10 protein-coding genes are annotated in these 16,127 nt (G+C 63.5%); 2 read left to right on the forward strand and 8 right to left on the reverse strand.

Features of this window, described 5'->3' with window-relative positions; genetic code table 11:
- Nucleotides 1-83: 83 nt before the first annotated feature.
- Nucleotides 84-2,729 (forward strand): aminopeptidase N, encoded by a 2,646-nt coding sequence (gene pepN / locus EB233_RS23915; protein WP_064991807.1) that lies wholly within the window; start codon nt 84-86, stop codon nt 2,727-2,729.
- A gap of 211 nt (nt 2,730-2,940) precedes the next feature.
- Nucleotides 2,941-5,262 (forward strand): PAS domain-containing sensor histidine kinase, encoded by a 2,322-nt coding sequence (locus tag EB233_RS23920; RefSeq protein WP_064991808.1) that lies wholly within the window; start codon nt 2,941-2,943, stop codon nt 5,260-5,262.
- A gap of 45 nt (nt 5,263-5,307) precedes the next feature.
- On the opposite strand, the gene EB233_RS23925 is transcribed toward EB233_RS23920, so the two are convergent.
- The 8 genes from EB233_RS23925 to ccmE all read right to left on the reverse strand — a co-directional run bounded on the left by EB233_RS23925 (nt 5,308) and on the right by ccmE (nt 16,127).
- The gene (locus EB233_RS23925) at nt 5,308-5,778 is read right to left on the reverse strand and encodes an EF-hand domain-containing protein (protein ID WP_064991906.1); all 471 of its coding nucleotides are present in this window, start codon (nt 5,776-5,778) and stop codon (nt 5,308-5,310) included.
- 146 nt (nt 5,779-5,924) lie between these two features.
- On the reverse strand, nt 5,925-8,876 hold the full coding sequence (locus EB233_RS23930; RefSeq protein ID WP_064991809.1) for a bifunctional [glutamine synthetase] adenylyltransferase/[glutamine synthetase]-adenylyl-L-tyrosine phosphorylase: 2,952 nt from the start codon (nt 8,874-8,876) through the stop codon (nt 5,925-5,927).
- Nucleotides 8,876-10,357 (reverse strand): sensor histidine kinase, encoded by a 1,482-nt coding sequence (locus EB233_RS23935; RefSeq protein ID WP_064991810.1) that lies wholly within the window; start codon nt 10,355-10,357, stop codon nt 8,876-8,878. The genes EB233_RS23930 and EB233_RS23935 overlap by 1 nt, the downstream gene beginning before the upstream one ends.
- 109 nt (nt 10,358-10,466) lie before the next feature.
- The gene (locus tag EB233_RS23940; protein WP_064991811.1) at nt 10,467-11,141 is read right to left on the reverse strand and encodes a response regulator transcription factor; all 675 of its coding nucleotides are present in this window, start codon (nt 11,139-11,141) and stop codon (nt 10,467-10,469) included.
- A 359-nt stretch (nt 11,142-11,500) separates the two neighbouring features.
- On the reverse strand, nt 11,501-13,054 hold the full coding sequence (locus EB233_RS23945) for a Do family serine endopeptidase (RefSeq protein WP_064991812.1): 1,554 nt from the start codon (nt 13,052-13,054) through the stop codon (nt 11,501-11,503).
- A gap of 135 nt (nt 13,055-13,189) precedes the next feature.
- Nucleotides 13,190-13,657 carry a cytochrome c-type biogenesis protein gene (locus EB233_RS23950; RefSeq protein ID WP_064991813.1) on the reverse strand — a complete coding sequence of 156 codons (468 nt, stop codon included), beginning with the start codon at nt 13,655-13,657 and terminating at the stop codon, nt 13,190-13,192.
- The gene (locus EB233_RS23955; RefSeq protein ID WP_064991814.1) at nt 13,654-15,645 is read right to left on the reverse strand and encodes a heme lyase CcmF/NrfE family subunit; all 1,992 of its coding nucleotides are present in this window, start codon (nt 15,643-15,645) and stop codon (nt 13,654-13,656) included. Before EB233_RS23955 ends, EB233_RS23950 begins: the two co-directional genes overlap by 4 nt.
- Before the next feature lie 38 nt (nt 15,646-15,683).
- Nucleotides 15,684-16,127 (reverse strand): cytochrome c maturation protein CcmE, encoded by a 444-nt coding sequence (gene ccmE / locus EB233_RS23960; protein WP_064991815.1) that lies wholly within the window; start codon nt 16,125-16,127, stop codon nt 15,684-15,686.

The following is a 16,127-nucleotide window of genomic DNA, read 5'->3' on the forward strand; positions in this document are numbered from 1 at the left end:
TTCGTGTAAAGAGCGCGGACTTCAAATTTCTTGGACCAGCGGGACCATCCGCGTCCAACGCAATCGACAGGAAAAACCAGGGAATGCGCACGGACACCGGCCAGGTCTTCAAGCTCGAAGACTATCGCCCCAACGATTACCTCATTCCGCTGACCAACCTCACCTTCCGCCTTTCGCCCGAGGCCACAATCGTCACCGCAGTACTGACGATCGAGCGTCGCGACGGCATATCCGCGGCGGCGCCATTGGTGCTCGATGGCGACGGGCTGACGCTCAGGCGCGCCGAGATCGACGGCAAGAAGGCAAAACCGGCCGATCTCAAGGTGACACCTGACCAACTGACCATTCTCAAGCCGCCCTCCGCGCACCGTTTCCAACTGCTGATCGAGACCGAACTGGCCCCAGCCGGCAACGAAGCGCTGATGGGCCTCTACCGCTCGAACAATGTCTATTGCACGCAATGCGAGGCCGAAGGCTTTCGCCGCATTACCTATTTCCTCGATCGCCCCGATATCCTGTCCGTCTACACCGTGCGCATCGAGGCCCTGCGTGACGAGGCACCGCTGCTCCTGTCCAACGGCAATCCGGTCGACAAGGGCGATCTCGGCGACGGCTGGCACTATGCCGGATGGCACGACCCCTTCCCCAAGCCGTCCTATCTGTTCGCGCTGGTGGCCGGCAATCTCGGCCAGGTCGCCGACAGTTTCGTCACAATGAGCGGCCGCGAGGTCGAACTCGGCATCTATGTCGAGCGCGGCAAGGAGAATCTCGCCGGCTACGCAATGGACGCGCTGAAGCGGTCGATGCGATGGGACGAGGAGGCTTTTGGCCGTGAATACGACCTCGACGTCTTCAACATCGTCGCCGTTTCCGACTTCAACATGGGCGCGATGGAGAACAAAGGCCTCAACATCTTCAACGACAAATATGTGCTGGCCGACCAGGAGACCGCGACGGACGCCGATTTCGCCAATATCGAGGCGATCATCGCGCATGAATATTTCCACAATTGGACAGGCAACAGAATCACTTGCCGGGACTGGTTCCAGCTTTGCCTCAAGGAAGGCCTGACGGTCTTCCGCGATCACGAATTCTCCGCCGACCAGCGCTCGCGCGCGGTCAAACGCATCGCCGAAGTGCGCACGCTGCGCGCTCATCAGTTTCCGGAAGATCAAGGTCCCCTGGCGCATCCGGTGCGGCCGCGCCGCTACCGCGAGATCAACAATTTCTACACGGCGACCGTCTACGAAAAGGGCTCCGAAGTGGTGCGCATGATCCGCACCATCCTCGGAGCAGAGGCCTTTCGCGCCGGCATGGACCTCTATTTCGAGCGCCATGACGGCGAGGCGGCGACGATCGAGGATTTCATCAAGGTGTTCGAGGACGCCTCGGGACGCGACCTGTCGCAGTTCGCGCTCTGGTATCATCAAGCGGGCACGCCCAACCTGACGGTCAGTTCGACGCACAATGCGGCGGCGCAGGAATTCACGCTCGAGATCGAGCAATCGGTGCCGCCGACCCCCTCCGAGAGCCGCAAGCGGCTGATGCATATCCCGCTTGCCTTCGGCCTGATAGGCGCCAACGGCAAGCCTGTCGCGTATAGCGGCGTCGAGGGCGCCAGTGTCGAGGATGGCGTCATCCATATCCGCAAGCGTCGCCACATGGTCCGTTTCTCGGGCGTCGCCGAACGTCCGGCCGTGTCGCTCAACCGTGGCTTCTCGGCGCCTGTGACGCTGTCGGTCGAGCAGAAGGCCGACGACCAGTTCTTCCTCGCCCGCCACGACAGCGATGCCTTCTCGCGCTGGCAAGCCTTCAACACGCTGCTCACCGATGTGCTGATCGCTGGCTTTCGCGATATCCTTGACGGCAAGCAGCCGGTCTTCGCGACGCGGCTGACCGAGCTTGCCGGCAATATCGCCGCCGACGAGACGCTGGAGCCCGCCTACCGGGCGCTGGCGCTGGCGCTCCCCGGCGATGCCGACGTCGCCCGCGACATCGGCAGGAATATCGATCCCGACGCCATCCACGCGGCACGCGAGGCGCTGGCGCTGGCGATCGCCACGGCGAACCGGGAATCCTTCGCGCGGTTGTATGATCGCCTCGCGGACATGGCCGCGTTCAGCCCGGACTCGACAAGTGCGGGACGACGCGCCCTGCGCAACACTTTGCTGGACTATCTCTCGCTGCTGCCAGGCGGAGCGGCATTGGCCGCGGGCCATTTCCAATCGGCGACGAACATGACCGACCGTGCGTCGGCGCTTGGCGCGCTCGCGCATCGCCACCATGGTTCGCCGGAGGCAAGCCAGGCGCTGGCGGCTTTCGCCAGCAAGTACGCTTCCAACCCGCTGGTCATGGACAAATGGTTCCAGATCCAGGCCAGCGTGCCAGGGCCGCAGGCCGTGGACACGGTTCGGGCGCTGACTGCTCATGCTGCCTTCTCGATGGCCAATCCAAACCGGGTGCGCTCGTTGATCGGCACCTTCGCCAGCGCCAACCAGACCGGCTTCCACCGTGCCGACGGCGAAGGCTACCGGTTCTTCGCGCAAACGGTGCTCGAGGTCGAAAAGCGCAATCCGCAGGTGGCGGCAAGGCTGGCGACGGCACTCAGATCATGGCGTTCGCTCGAACCGGGCAGGCAGGGCAAGGCCCGCGAAGCGCTGCTTTCTATCGCCAGCGCCGAAAACCTGTCGGCGGATCTGCGCGATATTGTCGAGCGCACTCTGGCGTAATCATCCCTGGCCTTCTCTCCCGCGGGGGGAAGGCCGAGGCGCCGCAGCTCCAAAAGCTCATTATTTTAGTCGATTTTTAATCTTTTTTCGCCGGACCACTGGACAAGGCGAATCACCTTTGATTCTTTAATGACGATTCGGACGTGCGGTGTTGCCGGATCACCAAGCACATAGAAATGCGGGCATACTGAAAAATCGGGGAGTGCCATTTATGGCGAAGGCGGACGCGTGGGGCGCGCCCGGTGGGATGGCTTTTGCGCGCCGCGAGACGCGCGGCGACGGCCTTGCCGGGAATACGCGGCTCATTGCCGAACCGACCTACAAGCGGCTTCTGGCCGCTGAACCGCTGCTGCGCCGGTCGATACCGGCCCTCATCATCATCTTCCTGATCGTGATCGCGGCGCTGCGCGTGCTGTCGCTGATGAACGAGCGCGACGATATCGAGCGCGATACCAAGGCGATCCTCATGCTGGCGGCGGGTCAGCTGGCCAGTTCGCTGGCCACCACCCCAGATACTTTGCCCGGCGCCATTCAGGATCTGTTGGAGACGACCAGCCGGCAGGCTGCGATGGGTCGCAGCCACGTGCTCGTCATCACCGACAGCGCCTTCAAGATCACAGCCGTGACGCCGCGGTCGATGCCGTGGCAAGGCCATTCGCTCGACGGCCTCGTCGAGGGCGGCCAACCCCTGTTCATGTTCGGCGACCGCGCAGGTGTCATGGACGTCAATATCGGCGGCCAGGACTGGTACGCCGCGGTCAGCGTAGCCAAGGATCGGAAGGGAGCCGCGGCGGCTCTGGTGCCGCAGGAAGCGGTCTTCGACACATGGCGCAAGACCGTCTCGCTGAACGTCACCCTGTTCGTGCTGACCGCCGGCGTGCTGATCATCATCCTCTACGCCTATTTCGGCCAGGCGGCACGTGCGCAGGCAGCCGATCGCATATACCTCGAAGCGCATCAGCGCATCGACATGGCGCTGGTGCGCGGCCGCTGCGGCCTGTGGGACTGGGACATGGTGCGCGGCAAGATGTATTGGTCGCGCTCGATGTATGACATGCTGGGCTACGAGCCCTGCGAGACCATGCTGTCCTTCGGCGCGGTCGACGAGATCATCCATCCCGAAGACGGCAACCTATTCGAACTCGCCAACAAAATCGTCGCCCGCGAGATCGACCACATCGACCAGGTGTTCCGGATGCGGCATGCCGATGGCCAATGGGTGTGGATGCGCGCCCGTGCACAGGTCATGGATCCGGAAGCGCCGGAGATACAACTGATCGGCATCGCGGTCGACGTCACCGAGCAGCGCCATCTGGCACTGCGTTCCGAGGCGGCCGATCTTCGCCTCAGGACCGCGATCGAGAACATCAACGAATCCTTCGTGCTGTGGGATTCGGCGCAGCGCCTGATCATGTGCAACTCCAAATACCAGCAGGACAACGGCCTCTCGGATCGGGACGTCATGCCGGGTGTAACGCGCGCTTCGCTGGAAGGGCGAATGCTGGCCTTTGCTTCCGAGCGCCGGCTTGCCAACACCAATGGTCCGCAAGGCGGTGCTACGTTCGAGCGGCAGCTGTCCGACGGCCGCTGGCTGCAGGTCAACGAACTCAGGACCAGGGACGGCGGCATCGTCTCGGTTGGATCCGACATCACCCAGATCAAGCTGCATCAGGAAAAGCTGGTCGACAGCGAACGCAGGCTGATGGCAACCATCCATGATCTCAGCCTCGCCAGGCGATCCGAAGAAGAGCGCTCCAGCGAATTGGTCGACCTCAACCGCAAATACATGAAGGAAACCGAGCGCGCCGAGGCGGCGAACCGGGCGAAATCCGAATTCCTGGCCAACATGTCGCATGAACTGCGCACGCCGCTGAACGCCATCATCGGCTTCTCCGAACTGATGGAACAGGGGCTGTTCGGCCCGCTGGGGTCGGAGCGCTACGAGGAGTACGCCACCGACATCAACAGCAGCGGCAAATACCTGCTGGGCGTCATCAACGACATACTCGACATGTCCAAGATCGAAGCCGGCCAGTTCTCGCTGGACCAGGAGCAGATCGACCTCGGTCCGTTGATCAGCGAGACGGTGCGCGTCGTCTCGCTGCAGGCCGCGCAAAAGGCGATCACCGTGGAAACGCGCATCGCCGAGGCGCTCACTTTGTTCGCCGATCGCCGCGCCATCAAGCAGATCGTCATCAACCTCCTGTCCAATGCGGTAAAATTCACCGGCCAGGGGGGCCACATATCGGTCAGGGCCCGCAACACATCTGGGGCGCTGGTGCTGACCATCGAGGACAATGGCTGCGGTATTCCGAAAGAGGCGCTCGGCAAGCTTGGGCGGCCCTTCGAACAGGTACAGAACCAGTTTTCCAAGAACCACGCCGGATCAGGCCTCGGCCTCGCAATATCGCGCTCGCTGGCCGAGCTCCAGGGCGGCGCGCTGAAGATCCGTTCGACAGAAGGCGTCGGCACGATCGTGTCGGTGCGCATTCCCGTGAAGAGAGCGACGCCAGCGGTCAAGGTCGCGGCTTGAACGACAGGCTCCGAGCGACGCCGCCGGAGCCCGCATCGATCGATCCTACTGCATGTCGCCTTCGTCATCCGATTGACGGTGATGGCCAAAGCGGCCGCCCTTCGGCAGCTCGCTCTTCTCGATCTTGCCGTCATTGTTCTTGTCGAGCATGGCGAAGATCTTCTTCTCGCGACCGGTAATGTCATCTGATGTCAGCGTGCCGTCGCCCTTGGTGTCGTAGCGGGCGATGATGCGCCTGGCCATGCGCTCGAAACGTGCCTTCTCCAGCGCATCGGCCAGTTGAGCGACGGTCAGCTTGCCGCCATTGTCGGCAACGAGCTTCCTCAGCCGGGCGTCCATGGCGTCCGAGAACTGGTCGAAGGTGATGGCACCATCGGAATCGCTCATCGCCTTGTCGAGGCGGGCCATCATGCCCTCGCGCATTCTCGCGCTGGCGTTGTTTTCGGCATAGGCGGTGGTGCCGACGGCGCCGGCAAGTGCGGCGAAGGCAAGGGCAAGCGTGGTTGACTTTCTCATGGTCTTCTCCTGTTGCATCGTCACCCCCGATGCGAGAGCGGCGGATCTTCGATCCTGTTGCCGCCCTATCTCTTGTCCGAGCATCGGATCTTCCCAAACCGGTTTCCACTTTTGGATCCGATGCTTCTACAGCTGTCTCAGGGCTGTCAGGCCCGAAGCAGAAGGTCAAAGTCCTCTCTGACCTTCTGCGACGTCTCTTTGAGGTGTGCTTCCAGCACACCGAAATCCGGCAGGTCGGTCACCGCCAGCAGCAGATCCGAAAGCCCCGGCGGCACGTCGTCGCGCTCGAATGGGCCAGTGAGGCAGAGCCGCGTCATCTGGGTCAGCGCCAGATAGAGCGTATAGGCATCGCCGAGGTCCTGCCTGACCCCGGCATCGGCGAAGCGAGGCGCCAGGCGAGACAGGATTTCTGCCGTACCGGTGGCACGCGGCCCGGCCTCGACCTCTCCGGTAATGACAGCCACCTGGGCGACGAATTCGAGATCGATCAGGCCGCCGGGGATCAGCTTGATGTCCCAGAGGTCGCGCGGCGGCTTTTCCTGTTCGATCATGGCCCGCATGTCTCGAGCCTCCGCCTTCACCTTTGCCGCGTCGCGCGGTTGGTCAAGGACGGCCGCAACTTCCGCTTCGACCTCGGCGCACAGGCCGCCGTCGCCGCCAATGGCGCGCGCGCGAGACAGCGCCATGTGCTCCCAGGTCCAGGCCTCCTGGCGCTGATATTTCTTGAATGCATCGATGTGGGTGGCCACCGGTCCCTTGTTGCCGGATGGGCGCAGCCGCAGGTCCAGTTCGTAGAGCACGCCTTCCGCCGTCGGCGCCGATACGGCCGAGATCAGCCGCTGCGTCATGCGAGTATAGTAATGCGAAGGCGCCAGCGGCTTTTCACCGTCGGAGTCCTCGGCGTCGGCGTCATGATCGTAGAGCAGGATGAGGTCGACATCGGACCCCGCGGTCAATTCGCGGCTGCCAAGCTTGCCCATGCCGAGCAGCGAAACCACGCCGCCGGCAATCGTGCCGTGGCGCGCCGCGAATTCGGCGGTCACCGCCTGTAAGGCAGCCGCGATCGTGAGATCGGCAAGATCGGAAAAGGCGCGGCCGGCGCGGGCCGGATCGATCGAACCGGCGAGCAGCCGCACGCCGATAAGGAATTTCTGCTCGGAGGCAAAAATGCGCAACCGGTCGAGCACCTCCTCATAGGCCCTGTCGCCTTCGAGGAAGGCTGAAAGCCGCGCCGAGAGATAGGCACGATCAGGCAGTTCGGTCAGCAAAGCCGGGTCGAGCAAGCCATCGAAAACATGCGGCCGGCGCGTGATGATCGCCGCCAGCCGGGGTGCCGCACCCATGATCGTCGCCATCAGCTTGAGCAGTGCCGGGTTGGACTGCAGCAGCGAAAACAGCTGGATGCCGGCCGGCAGGCCGGCAAGGAATTCATCGAAACGGACCAAGGCCTCGTCCGCCCGTCGCGTCTGGCCGAACGCCTTGAGCAGCGCCGGCGTCAATTCCGTCAGCCGCTCGCGCGCCTCCGCCGACTGGGTGACGCGGTAACGTCCGAAATGCCAGCCACGGATGACGCGGCAGATATCGCTCGGCCGCTGGAAGCCGAGGCCGTGCAGGGTCTGCAGTGTGTCGGGGTCGTCGACATCGCCGGTGAATACCAGATTGCCGATGCCCGCCGAAAGCTCAGGCGCGGTTTCGAAAAGCGCCGCGTAGTGGCGTTCGACCTGCTGCAGCGAGCCCCGGAATGCCAGGGAAAAAGCAGCCGCATCGGCAAAACCCAGCATACGGGCAATGCGCTCCAGCCCTTCATCGTCTTCCGGCAGTGTATGCGTCTGCTCATCGGCCACCATCTGGATGGCGTGCTCGACACGACGCAGGAACCAGTATTGGCGGGCGAGCGCATCACGCGCCTCCGTGGTGATCCAGCCGCGCACGGCAAGCTGGCCGAGCATCGGCACCGTTTCGCGGCCGCGCAGTTCCGGAAAGCGGCCGCCGGCGATGAGTTGTTGGGTCTGGACGAAGAACTCGATCTCGCGGATGCCGCCGCGGCCGAGCTTGACGTTGTGGCCCTTCACGGCAATCTCGCCATGACCCTTGTGGGCGTGGATCTGGCGTTTGATCGAATGGACGTCGGCAATTGCCGCATAGTCCATGTATTTGCGCCAGATATAGGGCTGCAACTCCTTGAGGCAGGCAGCGCCCGCGGCCAGATCACCGGCCACCGGACGGGCCTTGATCATCGCCGCACGTTCCCAGTTCTGGCCACGCGCTTCGTAGTAGCGCAGCGCGGCTTCGACGGGGATCGCCAGTGGCGTCGAACCGGGATCGGGGCGCAGCCGCAGATCGGTGCGGAAGACATAGCCGTGCTCGGTGCGGTCCTGCAGGATGCGCACCAGCCGTCGTGTCAGCCGTGAAAACAGTTCAGTGGCGCCGAGAGGATCGACCACGGCGGGCGCTTCCGGATCGAAGAAGACGACAAGATCGATGTCGGAGGAGAAATTCAACTCATGAGCGCCAAGCTTGCCCATGCCGAGCAAAATCCAGCCCGATTGCAGAGACGGGTTGCCGAGGTCCGGCAGTTTGAGCTTGCCCTGGCCATGCGCGTCGCGCAGCAGGAAGTCGACTGCGGCACGAGTACAGGCGTCGGCAAGATCGCTCAGCCGCCGTACCGTCAGCGATGTTTCCGCCTCACCGGCGAGATCGGCCAGCGCGATCAGGAAATGCGCCTCGGCCTTGCACTGGCGCAGCTCCATCATCAGGCCGGATTCCGAAACCGTTTCAGCTAACGGGGCTTGATCGATGGCAGTGGTGATCGCTTCCAGGCGGGCCTCGACCGGCTGGTCGAAAAGGGCATCCAGTATCCGTGGCCGCCGGCGCGCGGTGTCACGCAGGAAGGGTGAAAGGTCGAAGACGGCGGCGAGGAAATCCTGGCCGTCCCCCTTGCCGCCCAGGAACTTGGCCAGCCGTGCCAATCCTTCTTCGTGTGCCGCCGTGGCGACTTCGGCCAGTTCCTGCCGCGCCCGCCCGTCGTCGAGAGGGGCAAGCCCAATCGCTGATTTCAGCAGCCAATCCGTGACCGTCCGCTTCGCAGCCGCAGCCATCAGTGATCCTCCCGTGCAGGGAAACTCATGACCACGGATAGTCCTGGATTGCCAGGCAAGAGATCAAGCCTTCCATAGTGGAAGGTCATGACCGCCTTGGCGAGGCTGAGGCCAAGGCCGGAGCCCGGCTGCGAACGGCTCTTCTCCAGCCGCACGAAACGCTCGGTTGCCCGGGCGCGATCGGCATCGTCCGGAATGCCCTGGCCATTGTCGGCGACACAAAGCCTGATCTCGCCATGTATCCGCTTGAGCGTTACGCGAACCGCCGGCTTGGACGTGGAGTCGATCGAATATTTGATCGCATTGTCGACGATGTTGGACAGCGCCTGGCCAATCAGTTCACGGTTGCCGTCGACGAGAAAAGCACCATTCACTTCGGCTTCCAGCGAAACGCCAGCCTCTTCCGCCACCGGCTCGTAGAGCTCGACGACATCCCGCACGGCCGCCGCCAGATCGACGCGGTTGGTGTGTTCGGACGAATATCCGGCCTCGAGCCTGGAGATCATCAGGATGGCGTTGAAGGTCTTTATGAGCTGGTCGGACTCGGTGATGGTGCCTTCGAGCGCCTGGCGATAGTCGGCGGGCTTGTGCTTGCCGGAAAGTGTCGCTTCGGCACGGTTGCGCAGCCGGGTCAGCGGTGTCTTCAGATCATGCGCGATGTTATCGGAGACCTGCTTCAGACCTTCGTTGAGCGTGGCGATCCTAGTCAGCATGGAATTCAGGTTTTCCGAGAGCCGGTCGAACTCGTCGCCGGCGCCGGTCACCGGCAGCCGGCCGGAGAGATCACCGCCCATGATGCGGCGGCTGGCCTCCGACACGCTGTCGATGCGCTTCAGCGCGGCACGGCCGACAAAGAACCAGATCAGCAGTCCGCCGAGGCCCATCATGCCAAGCGCCAGCATCAGCGCCCGGCGGATGACGGCGCGGAAGCGCTCTGGTTCCCCAAGATCGCGGCCGACCAGCATGATCATCTGGTTGGGTAGCCGCAGCACCAGCGCAATGGCGTTGTGACCCTTCTCGCCTTCGGCCTGCTGCGCCGCGTTGTCGCCAGTTGCGGGAGACGCCGTCTGATCGGACGTTCCGCTGCGCAGGCGGTCGAGCTCGCCTTCGCCGAAGCGCTTGTAGGAAAACGGCTCGGTCGTCCAACCCTCTGTGTCAATCACCCCCGGCGCCAGGCTCTGCACATTGCCGGTCAGGATCTGGCCATTGGCGTCGGCGATAAGATAGAGGTTGGCACCAGGCTGGCGGGAGCGGTTTTCGACCACGCGCACCAGCACCGGCAGGCCACCACGCTGATAGGCGCGGGCGAGACCGAGCACTTCGTCGTTGATGGTCTCTTGCGTCTGCGCCGTCAGCATGCGCGCCGACAGCGAGGTCATGTAGAAGACCAGCAACACGGCGCAGAGCGCGAAGAGCAGAAGGTAGAGCGCCGAAAGCCGCGCTGCCGTCGTCTTCATGATGGCCGGCACGGAAAGAGCCATGCTGTCGCCTAGATCTGCATGACGTCTGGTTGAATCGTCATGCTGATCTAGCTCTTTGTTGGAGCATGATCTCTTCCGAAAACCGGTTCCCACTTTTCGGGATCATGCTCTAGCCGCCCTTCAGCATGTAGCCGGCGCCGCGAACCGTATGAAGGATCGGCTTGTCGAAGCCCTTTTCGATCTTGCCGCGCAACCGCGAGACATGGACATCGATGACGTTGGTCTGCGGATCGAAATGATAGTCCCAGACGTTTTCCAGCAGCATGGTGCGCGTCACGACCTGGCCGGCGTGGCGCATCAGATATTCGAGCAAGCGGAATTCGCGCGGCTGAAGGGTGATCTCGCGGCCCGCCCGGCGAACCGAATGCGACAGCCTGTCGAGCTCAAGGTCGCCAACCCGGTAGACGGTTTCGGCCTCCCTGGCGCTGGCGCGGCGGTTCAACACTTCGACGCGGGCCAGGAGCTCGGAGAACGCATACGGCTTGGTCAGATAATCGTCGCCGCCGGCGCGAAGGCCGGTGACGCGGTCATCGACCTCGCCCAGCGCCGAAAGGATCAGCACCGGCGTGGTGTTGCCCCGGGAGCGAAGACCGGCGATGACCGACAGGCCGTCGCGGCGTGGCATCATCCGGTCAATGACCATGACGTCATAGTCGCCGGAGTCGGCCAGCGCGAAACCGGTTTCGCCATCACCGGCGACATGCGCGGTATGACCAGCCTCGGCGAAGGCTTTCTGCAGATAATCCGCAGCCTCGCGATCGTCTTCTATGACGAGAATCTTCATAGGGCCGTTATACGCGATTTCACTGGAAGGTTGAGTAGCCGGCATCTGCATTTTAGCCTTTGCCAAAGCGCGTTGCGGTCAAGATGATTGAGACCACGCGCGATAAAATCTTGTTCTCTGGTTGTCTTTATCCCAGGAGCCTGCTTCGGGGGCTGTCTCGCGGCATGATCCTGCAGCCACTACATCTTCTCGGCCCAGGCCGGAGGGAGCGTTTTGGGCTGTCAAAATGTGCGGCAGCGGGCGATGGGAGGCCCGCTGCCGCTGGAGGAGAGCACGATGACTGACTAACGTACCCGGCTCCATGCTTTCCCATGCGGCGGCTCGGGGGTGTTTGAAACCGCCGCACCGGAAAAGTCTTGTCAGCCCTTGGCGACTGGCAGCGCGACGAAACGGTTGTTGTTGTCGCGGGTGATCTGCATCAGCACCGCCTTGCGTCCAGCCTTCGCCGCGTCGGTCATCGCCTTGGCGACGTCGTCGGTGCCATTCACTTCGTTCGAGTTGACCGCGGTGATGATGTCGCCCGGCTGGATGCCGCGGTCAGCGGCATCGCTGTTGGGATCGACGTCGGTCACGACAAGACCCTTGCCGTTATCGGACTTGGTGACGGTGAGACCGAGATCGGCCAGCGTATCGGGCTTGGCCGGAGCGGCAGGCTGCTGTTGCTGGTCGTTCGAGGCCTGCTTGTCGCTGGCCGGCAGCTTGCCGAGATCGACCTTGATCGTCTGGCTCTTGCCGTCGCGCCAGACGGTGACGTCGACCGACTTGCCCGGCGAATAGGCGCCGATCAGGCGGGCGAGCTCCTTCGGCGAAGCGACGTCCTTGCCCTCGACCTGGGTGATAACATCGCCGGCGGTGATGCCGGCCTTCTTGCCCGGACCATCGTCTTGGGCGCTCGACACCAACGCGCCGTTGTTCGACTTCAGGCCGAGCGATTCGGCGATGTCAGACGTGACCGGCTGGATTTCGACGCCGAGCCAGCCGCGCTGCACCGCACCGTTCTTCATCAGGTCCTCGACAACCTGCTTGGCAGTCGAGGCGGGAATGTCGAAGGCGATGCCGACGCTGCCGCCCGAGGGTGAGAAGATCGCCGTGTTGATGCCGACCACCTGGCCGTTGAGATTGAAGGTCGGGCCACCCGAATTGCCACGGTTGACCGAGGCGTCGATCTGGAGGAAATCGTCATACGGGCCCGCGCCAATGTCACGACCGCGCGCCGAGACGATGCCGGCGGTGACGGTGCCGCCAAGGCCGAACGGATTGCCGACGGCCACGACCCAGTCGCCGACGCGAACCTTGGAATCATCGGCGAAGTCGACATAGGTGAACTTGTTGCCGCCGCCGTCGACCTTCAGCACGGCGAGATCGGTGCGCGGGTCGGTACCGACCAGCTTGGCGTCGAGTTCCTTGCCGTCATTGGTCACCACGGTGAAGGCGGTGCCCTCTTCGACGACGTGGTTGTTGGTGACGAGGTAGCCATCCTCGGAGATGAAGAAGCCGGAACCCTGCGCAACCGGGCGCGGCTGATCGTTGTTGCGGTCGCGGTGACCGAAGCGGCGATGGCCTCCGTCGTTCTGGCCGTTTTGGTCGCCAAAGCCGCGGAACTCCTTGAAGAAGCGGCGCAGCTGCGGATTGTTGGGAAGATTGTCCAGACCGTCCTGGTCATCGGAGCCGTCATCGGCGGTCGGCTGGATCTTGGCTTTGACCTTGACACTGACGACGGCGGGAGAGACACGCTCGACGACATCGGCGAAGCCTTGCACCTGCGGCGCCTCGACGCGTACGGCATCGGCCAGAACGGGGCTGGTACCTGTGGTCAGCGCGCCAACGCCGATCATGCCGGCAACGGCGACGGAAGCGGCGGCAGCCAGGAGACGCTTGCGGGTGCGGGAATATGAATTGGGGGCAATATTCATGGGGTCTCGTATCCTCTTTTCAAAGGGACGCGCCTTGATCGGCATCCTCAGGCAAGGAGAATTAGAGCGGCGCACATTACAGCGCCATTTCCGACGCATGAAACTTTGGTAATGTTGGCGGGGCTGTCGCAGCCGTCAGTCGCGGTGGAGGATGGCATCCAATGCCGCCTGTTCGTCTGGCGACAGCGACTTGGTTGCCAAGGTCCGGCGCGACCGCGCGCTCAGCACGATGAATACGCCTCCGACCAGCAGCAACAGTACGGGCGTGCCCCAGAGCAACGCATTGCGCAGATCGAAACGCGGCTTCAGCAGCACGAACTCGCCGTAGCGGGAAACGACATAGTCCATGACCTGCTGGTCGGTGTCGCCGGCGACGAGACGCTGACGCACCAGGATACGCAGGTCGCGAGCAAGGTCGGCATCGGATTCGTCGATCGACTGGTTCTGGCAGACCATGCAGCGCAGGCCCTCCGACAGCGTCCGCGCCCTCGCCTCGAGCACGGGATCGGCCAGCATCTCGTCAGGCTTCACCGCCTGCGCGGCGCCGGCGAAAAACAGCGCCAGCAGCAAGACAAGCGATGTTGCGGAAAACCGTGCCTTCATGGCAGCGCCACCGGCGCCACCGTACTCGCCTGCTTGCGGCGCCGCGACGGCGCGCCGACGCGCAGGCGCCTGTCCATCAGCGACATGGCCGCGCCCGCCATCATCACCAGCCCGCCGCCCCAGATCAGCGTCACCAGCGGCTTCCACCACAGGCGCACCACGACCGAACCGTCCTTGCTCTCATCACCGAGCGAAATGTAGAGCTGGGACAGGCCAAGCGTCTTGATGCCGGACTCCGTGGTGGTCGTCTGCCGCACCGGAAAGAACCGCTTGGCGGAACTGATTTCGCCGACCGGACTGCCGCTGACGCCGATCAGTTCGAAGCGGCCACGGTCCTCGCTGTAGTTCGGCCCCTGCGTCGGATAGAGCCCGACGAAACGCAGCGTATGGCCTGACAATTCCACCGTCTCGCCGGCGCGCATGGTGAGGATTTTCTCGGTGCCGAAGGAGAGCGTGGCGACGATGCCGAGCAAAGTCAGGCCGAGGCCGAGATGGGCCAATGCCGTGCCGAAGACCGAGCGCGGCAGGCCGGCGAAGCGCCTGAACATGACGGAAGGTGCAACCGATCCGACGCCTGACTTGACGGCGAGGTCGGTAAGCGCACCGGCGACCAGCCAGACGGCGAGGCCGATGCCGAGGGCGGCGAACACCGAAGCGCCGTCGACAAACAGGCCGGTGACCAGCACCGCCCCCAGCGCCAGCGCGAAGGCGGCCATCAGGCGCTGCGAGGCGGCGATGACGTCGCCGCGCTTCCAGGCCAGCAGCGGGCCGAACGGCACGAGGGCCAGAAGCGGCAGCATCAATGGGCCGAAAGTGAGGTCGAAGAAGGGAGCACCGACCGAGATCTTGCCACCCGTCAGTGCTTCCAACGCCAGCGGATAGAGCGTGCCGACGAGCACGGTGGCGGTCGCCGTCGTCAGGAACAAATTGTTGAGGACGAGCGCGCCTTCGCGCGAGATCGGATGGAACAGGCCGCCGGCCGTCAAGCGCGAGGCGCGCAGCGCAAACAACGCCAGCGAGCCGCCGATGAACAGCGTCAGGATGCACAGGATGAAGACGCCGCGCGTCGGATCGGTGGCGAAGGCGTGCACCGATGTGAGCACGCCCGAGCGCACCAGGAAGGTGCCGAGCAAGGACAGCGAAAAGGTGAGGATGGCGAGCAGCAGCGTCCAGATCTTCAGCGCCGAGCGCTTTTCCATGACGATGGCCGAATGCAACAGCGCGGTGCCCGCCAGCCATGGCATGAAGGAGGCGTTCTCGACCGGATCCCAGAACCAGAAGCCGCCCCAGCCGAGCTCGTAATAGGCCCAGTACGAACCCATGGCGATGCCGCCGGTCAGGAACATCCAGGCGACCAGCGTCCATGGCCTCACCCAGCGCGCCCAGGAGGCGTCGATGCGGCCTTCGATGAGGGCGGCGACGGAGAAGGAAAAACAGATCGAGAAGCCGACATAGCCGAGATAGAGCAAAGGCGGATGAATGGCGAGGCCGAGATCCTGCAGGACCGGGTTGAGATCGCGGCCCTCGATCGGCGCCGGATTGAGCCGGATGAAGGGATTGGACGTCGCCAATATGAACAGGAAGAAGGCGGCGCCGATGGCGCCCTGCACGGCCAGCACGTTGGCGCGCAGCGTTGCCGGCAGGTTGGAACCGAAAGCCGCGACCAGGGCACCAAAGAACGTCAGGATAAGCACCCAGAGCAGCATCGAGCCTTCGTGATTGCCCCAGGTTCCTGTGATCTTGTAGATCATCGGCTGCAGCGAATGCGAATTCTCCCAGACGTTCGCCAGCGAAAAGTCGGAGCTCGCATAGGCACTCGCAAGTGCCGCGAAGGACAGCGCCGTCAACGCAAAGCCGGTCACCGCGACGGGACCGCCGACAGCCATCAGTCGCTGGTTGTTCAGCCGCGCGCCGAACAGCGGCACGATCGTCTGCACCAGCGAAAGCGCGAACGCCAGAACCAAGGCGAAATGTCCGGTTTCAACCATGGCTCTCCCCGCGATCCGCTGCTGCTGTCCGCTCTGGTTCAGTCACTTTTGCTCTCCTGCCAGACGCCCTTGGCCTTCAGGCCGTCGGCCACTTCCTTGGGCATGTAGCGCTCGTCATGCTTGGCCAGCACGCTGTCGGCGACAAAGACACCGTCCGGGCCGAAAGTGCCCTCGGTGATCACGCCCTGCTCTTCGCGAAAGAGATCGGGCAGGATGCCGGTATAGCTGACCTTGACCGATTTATGCGTGTCGGTGACCGAAAAGGCGACGGTTGCCCCCTGCCCGCGCTGGATCGTGCCTTTTTCGACCAGCCCGCCGAGCCTAATGCGCTGGCCGGGCTGAACGCTCGCGGTGGTGAGGTCAGCGGGCATATAGAAATAGGAAGCCTTCTGGCCCAGCGCATAGAAAGTCAGCCCGGTGGCGGCGCCCAGGAAAGCCAATCCGCCTGCAATGACCGACAGTCGTTTCTGCTTGCGGGTCAT

Origin of the sequence: Mesorhizobium erdmanii, from assembly GCF_013170725.1 — a bacterium.
GTDB lineage: Bacteria > Pseudomonadota > Alphaproteobacteria > Rhizobiales > Rhizobiaceae > Mesorhizobium > Mesorhizobium erdmanii.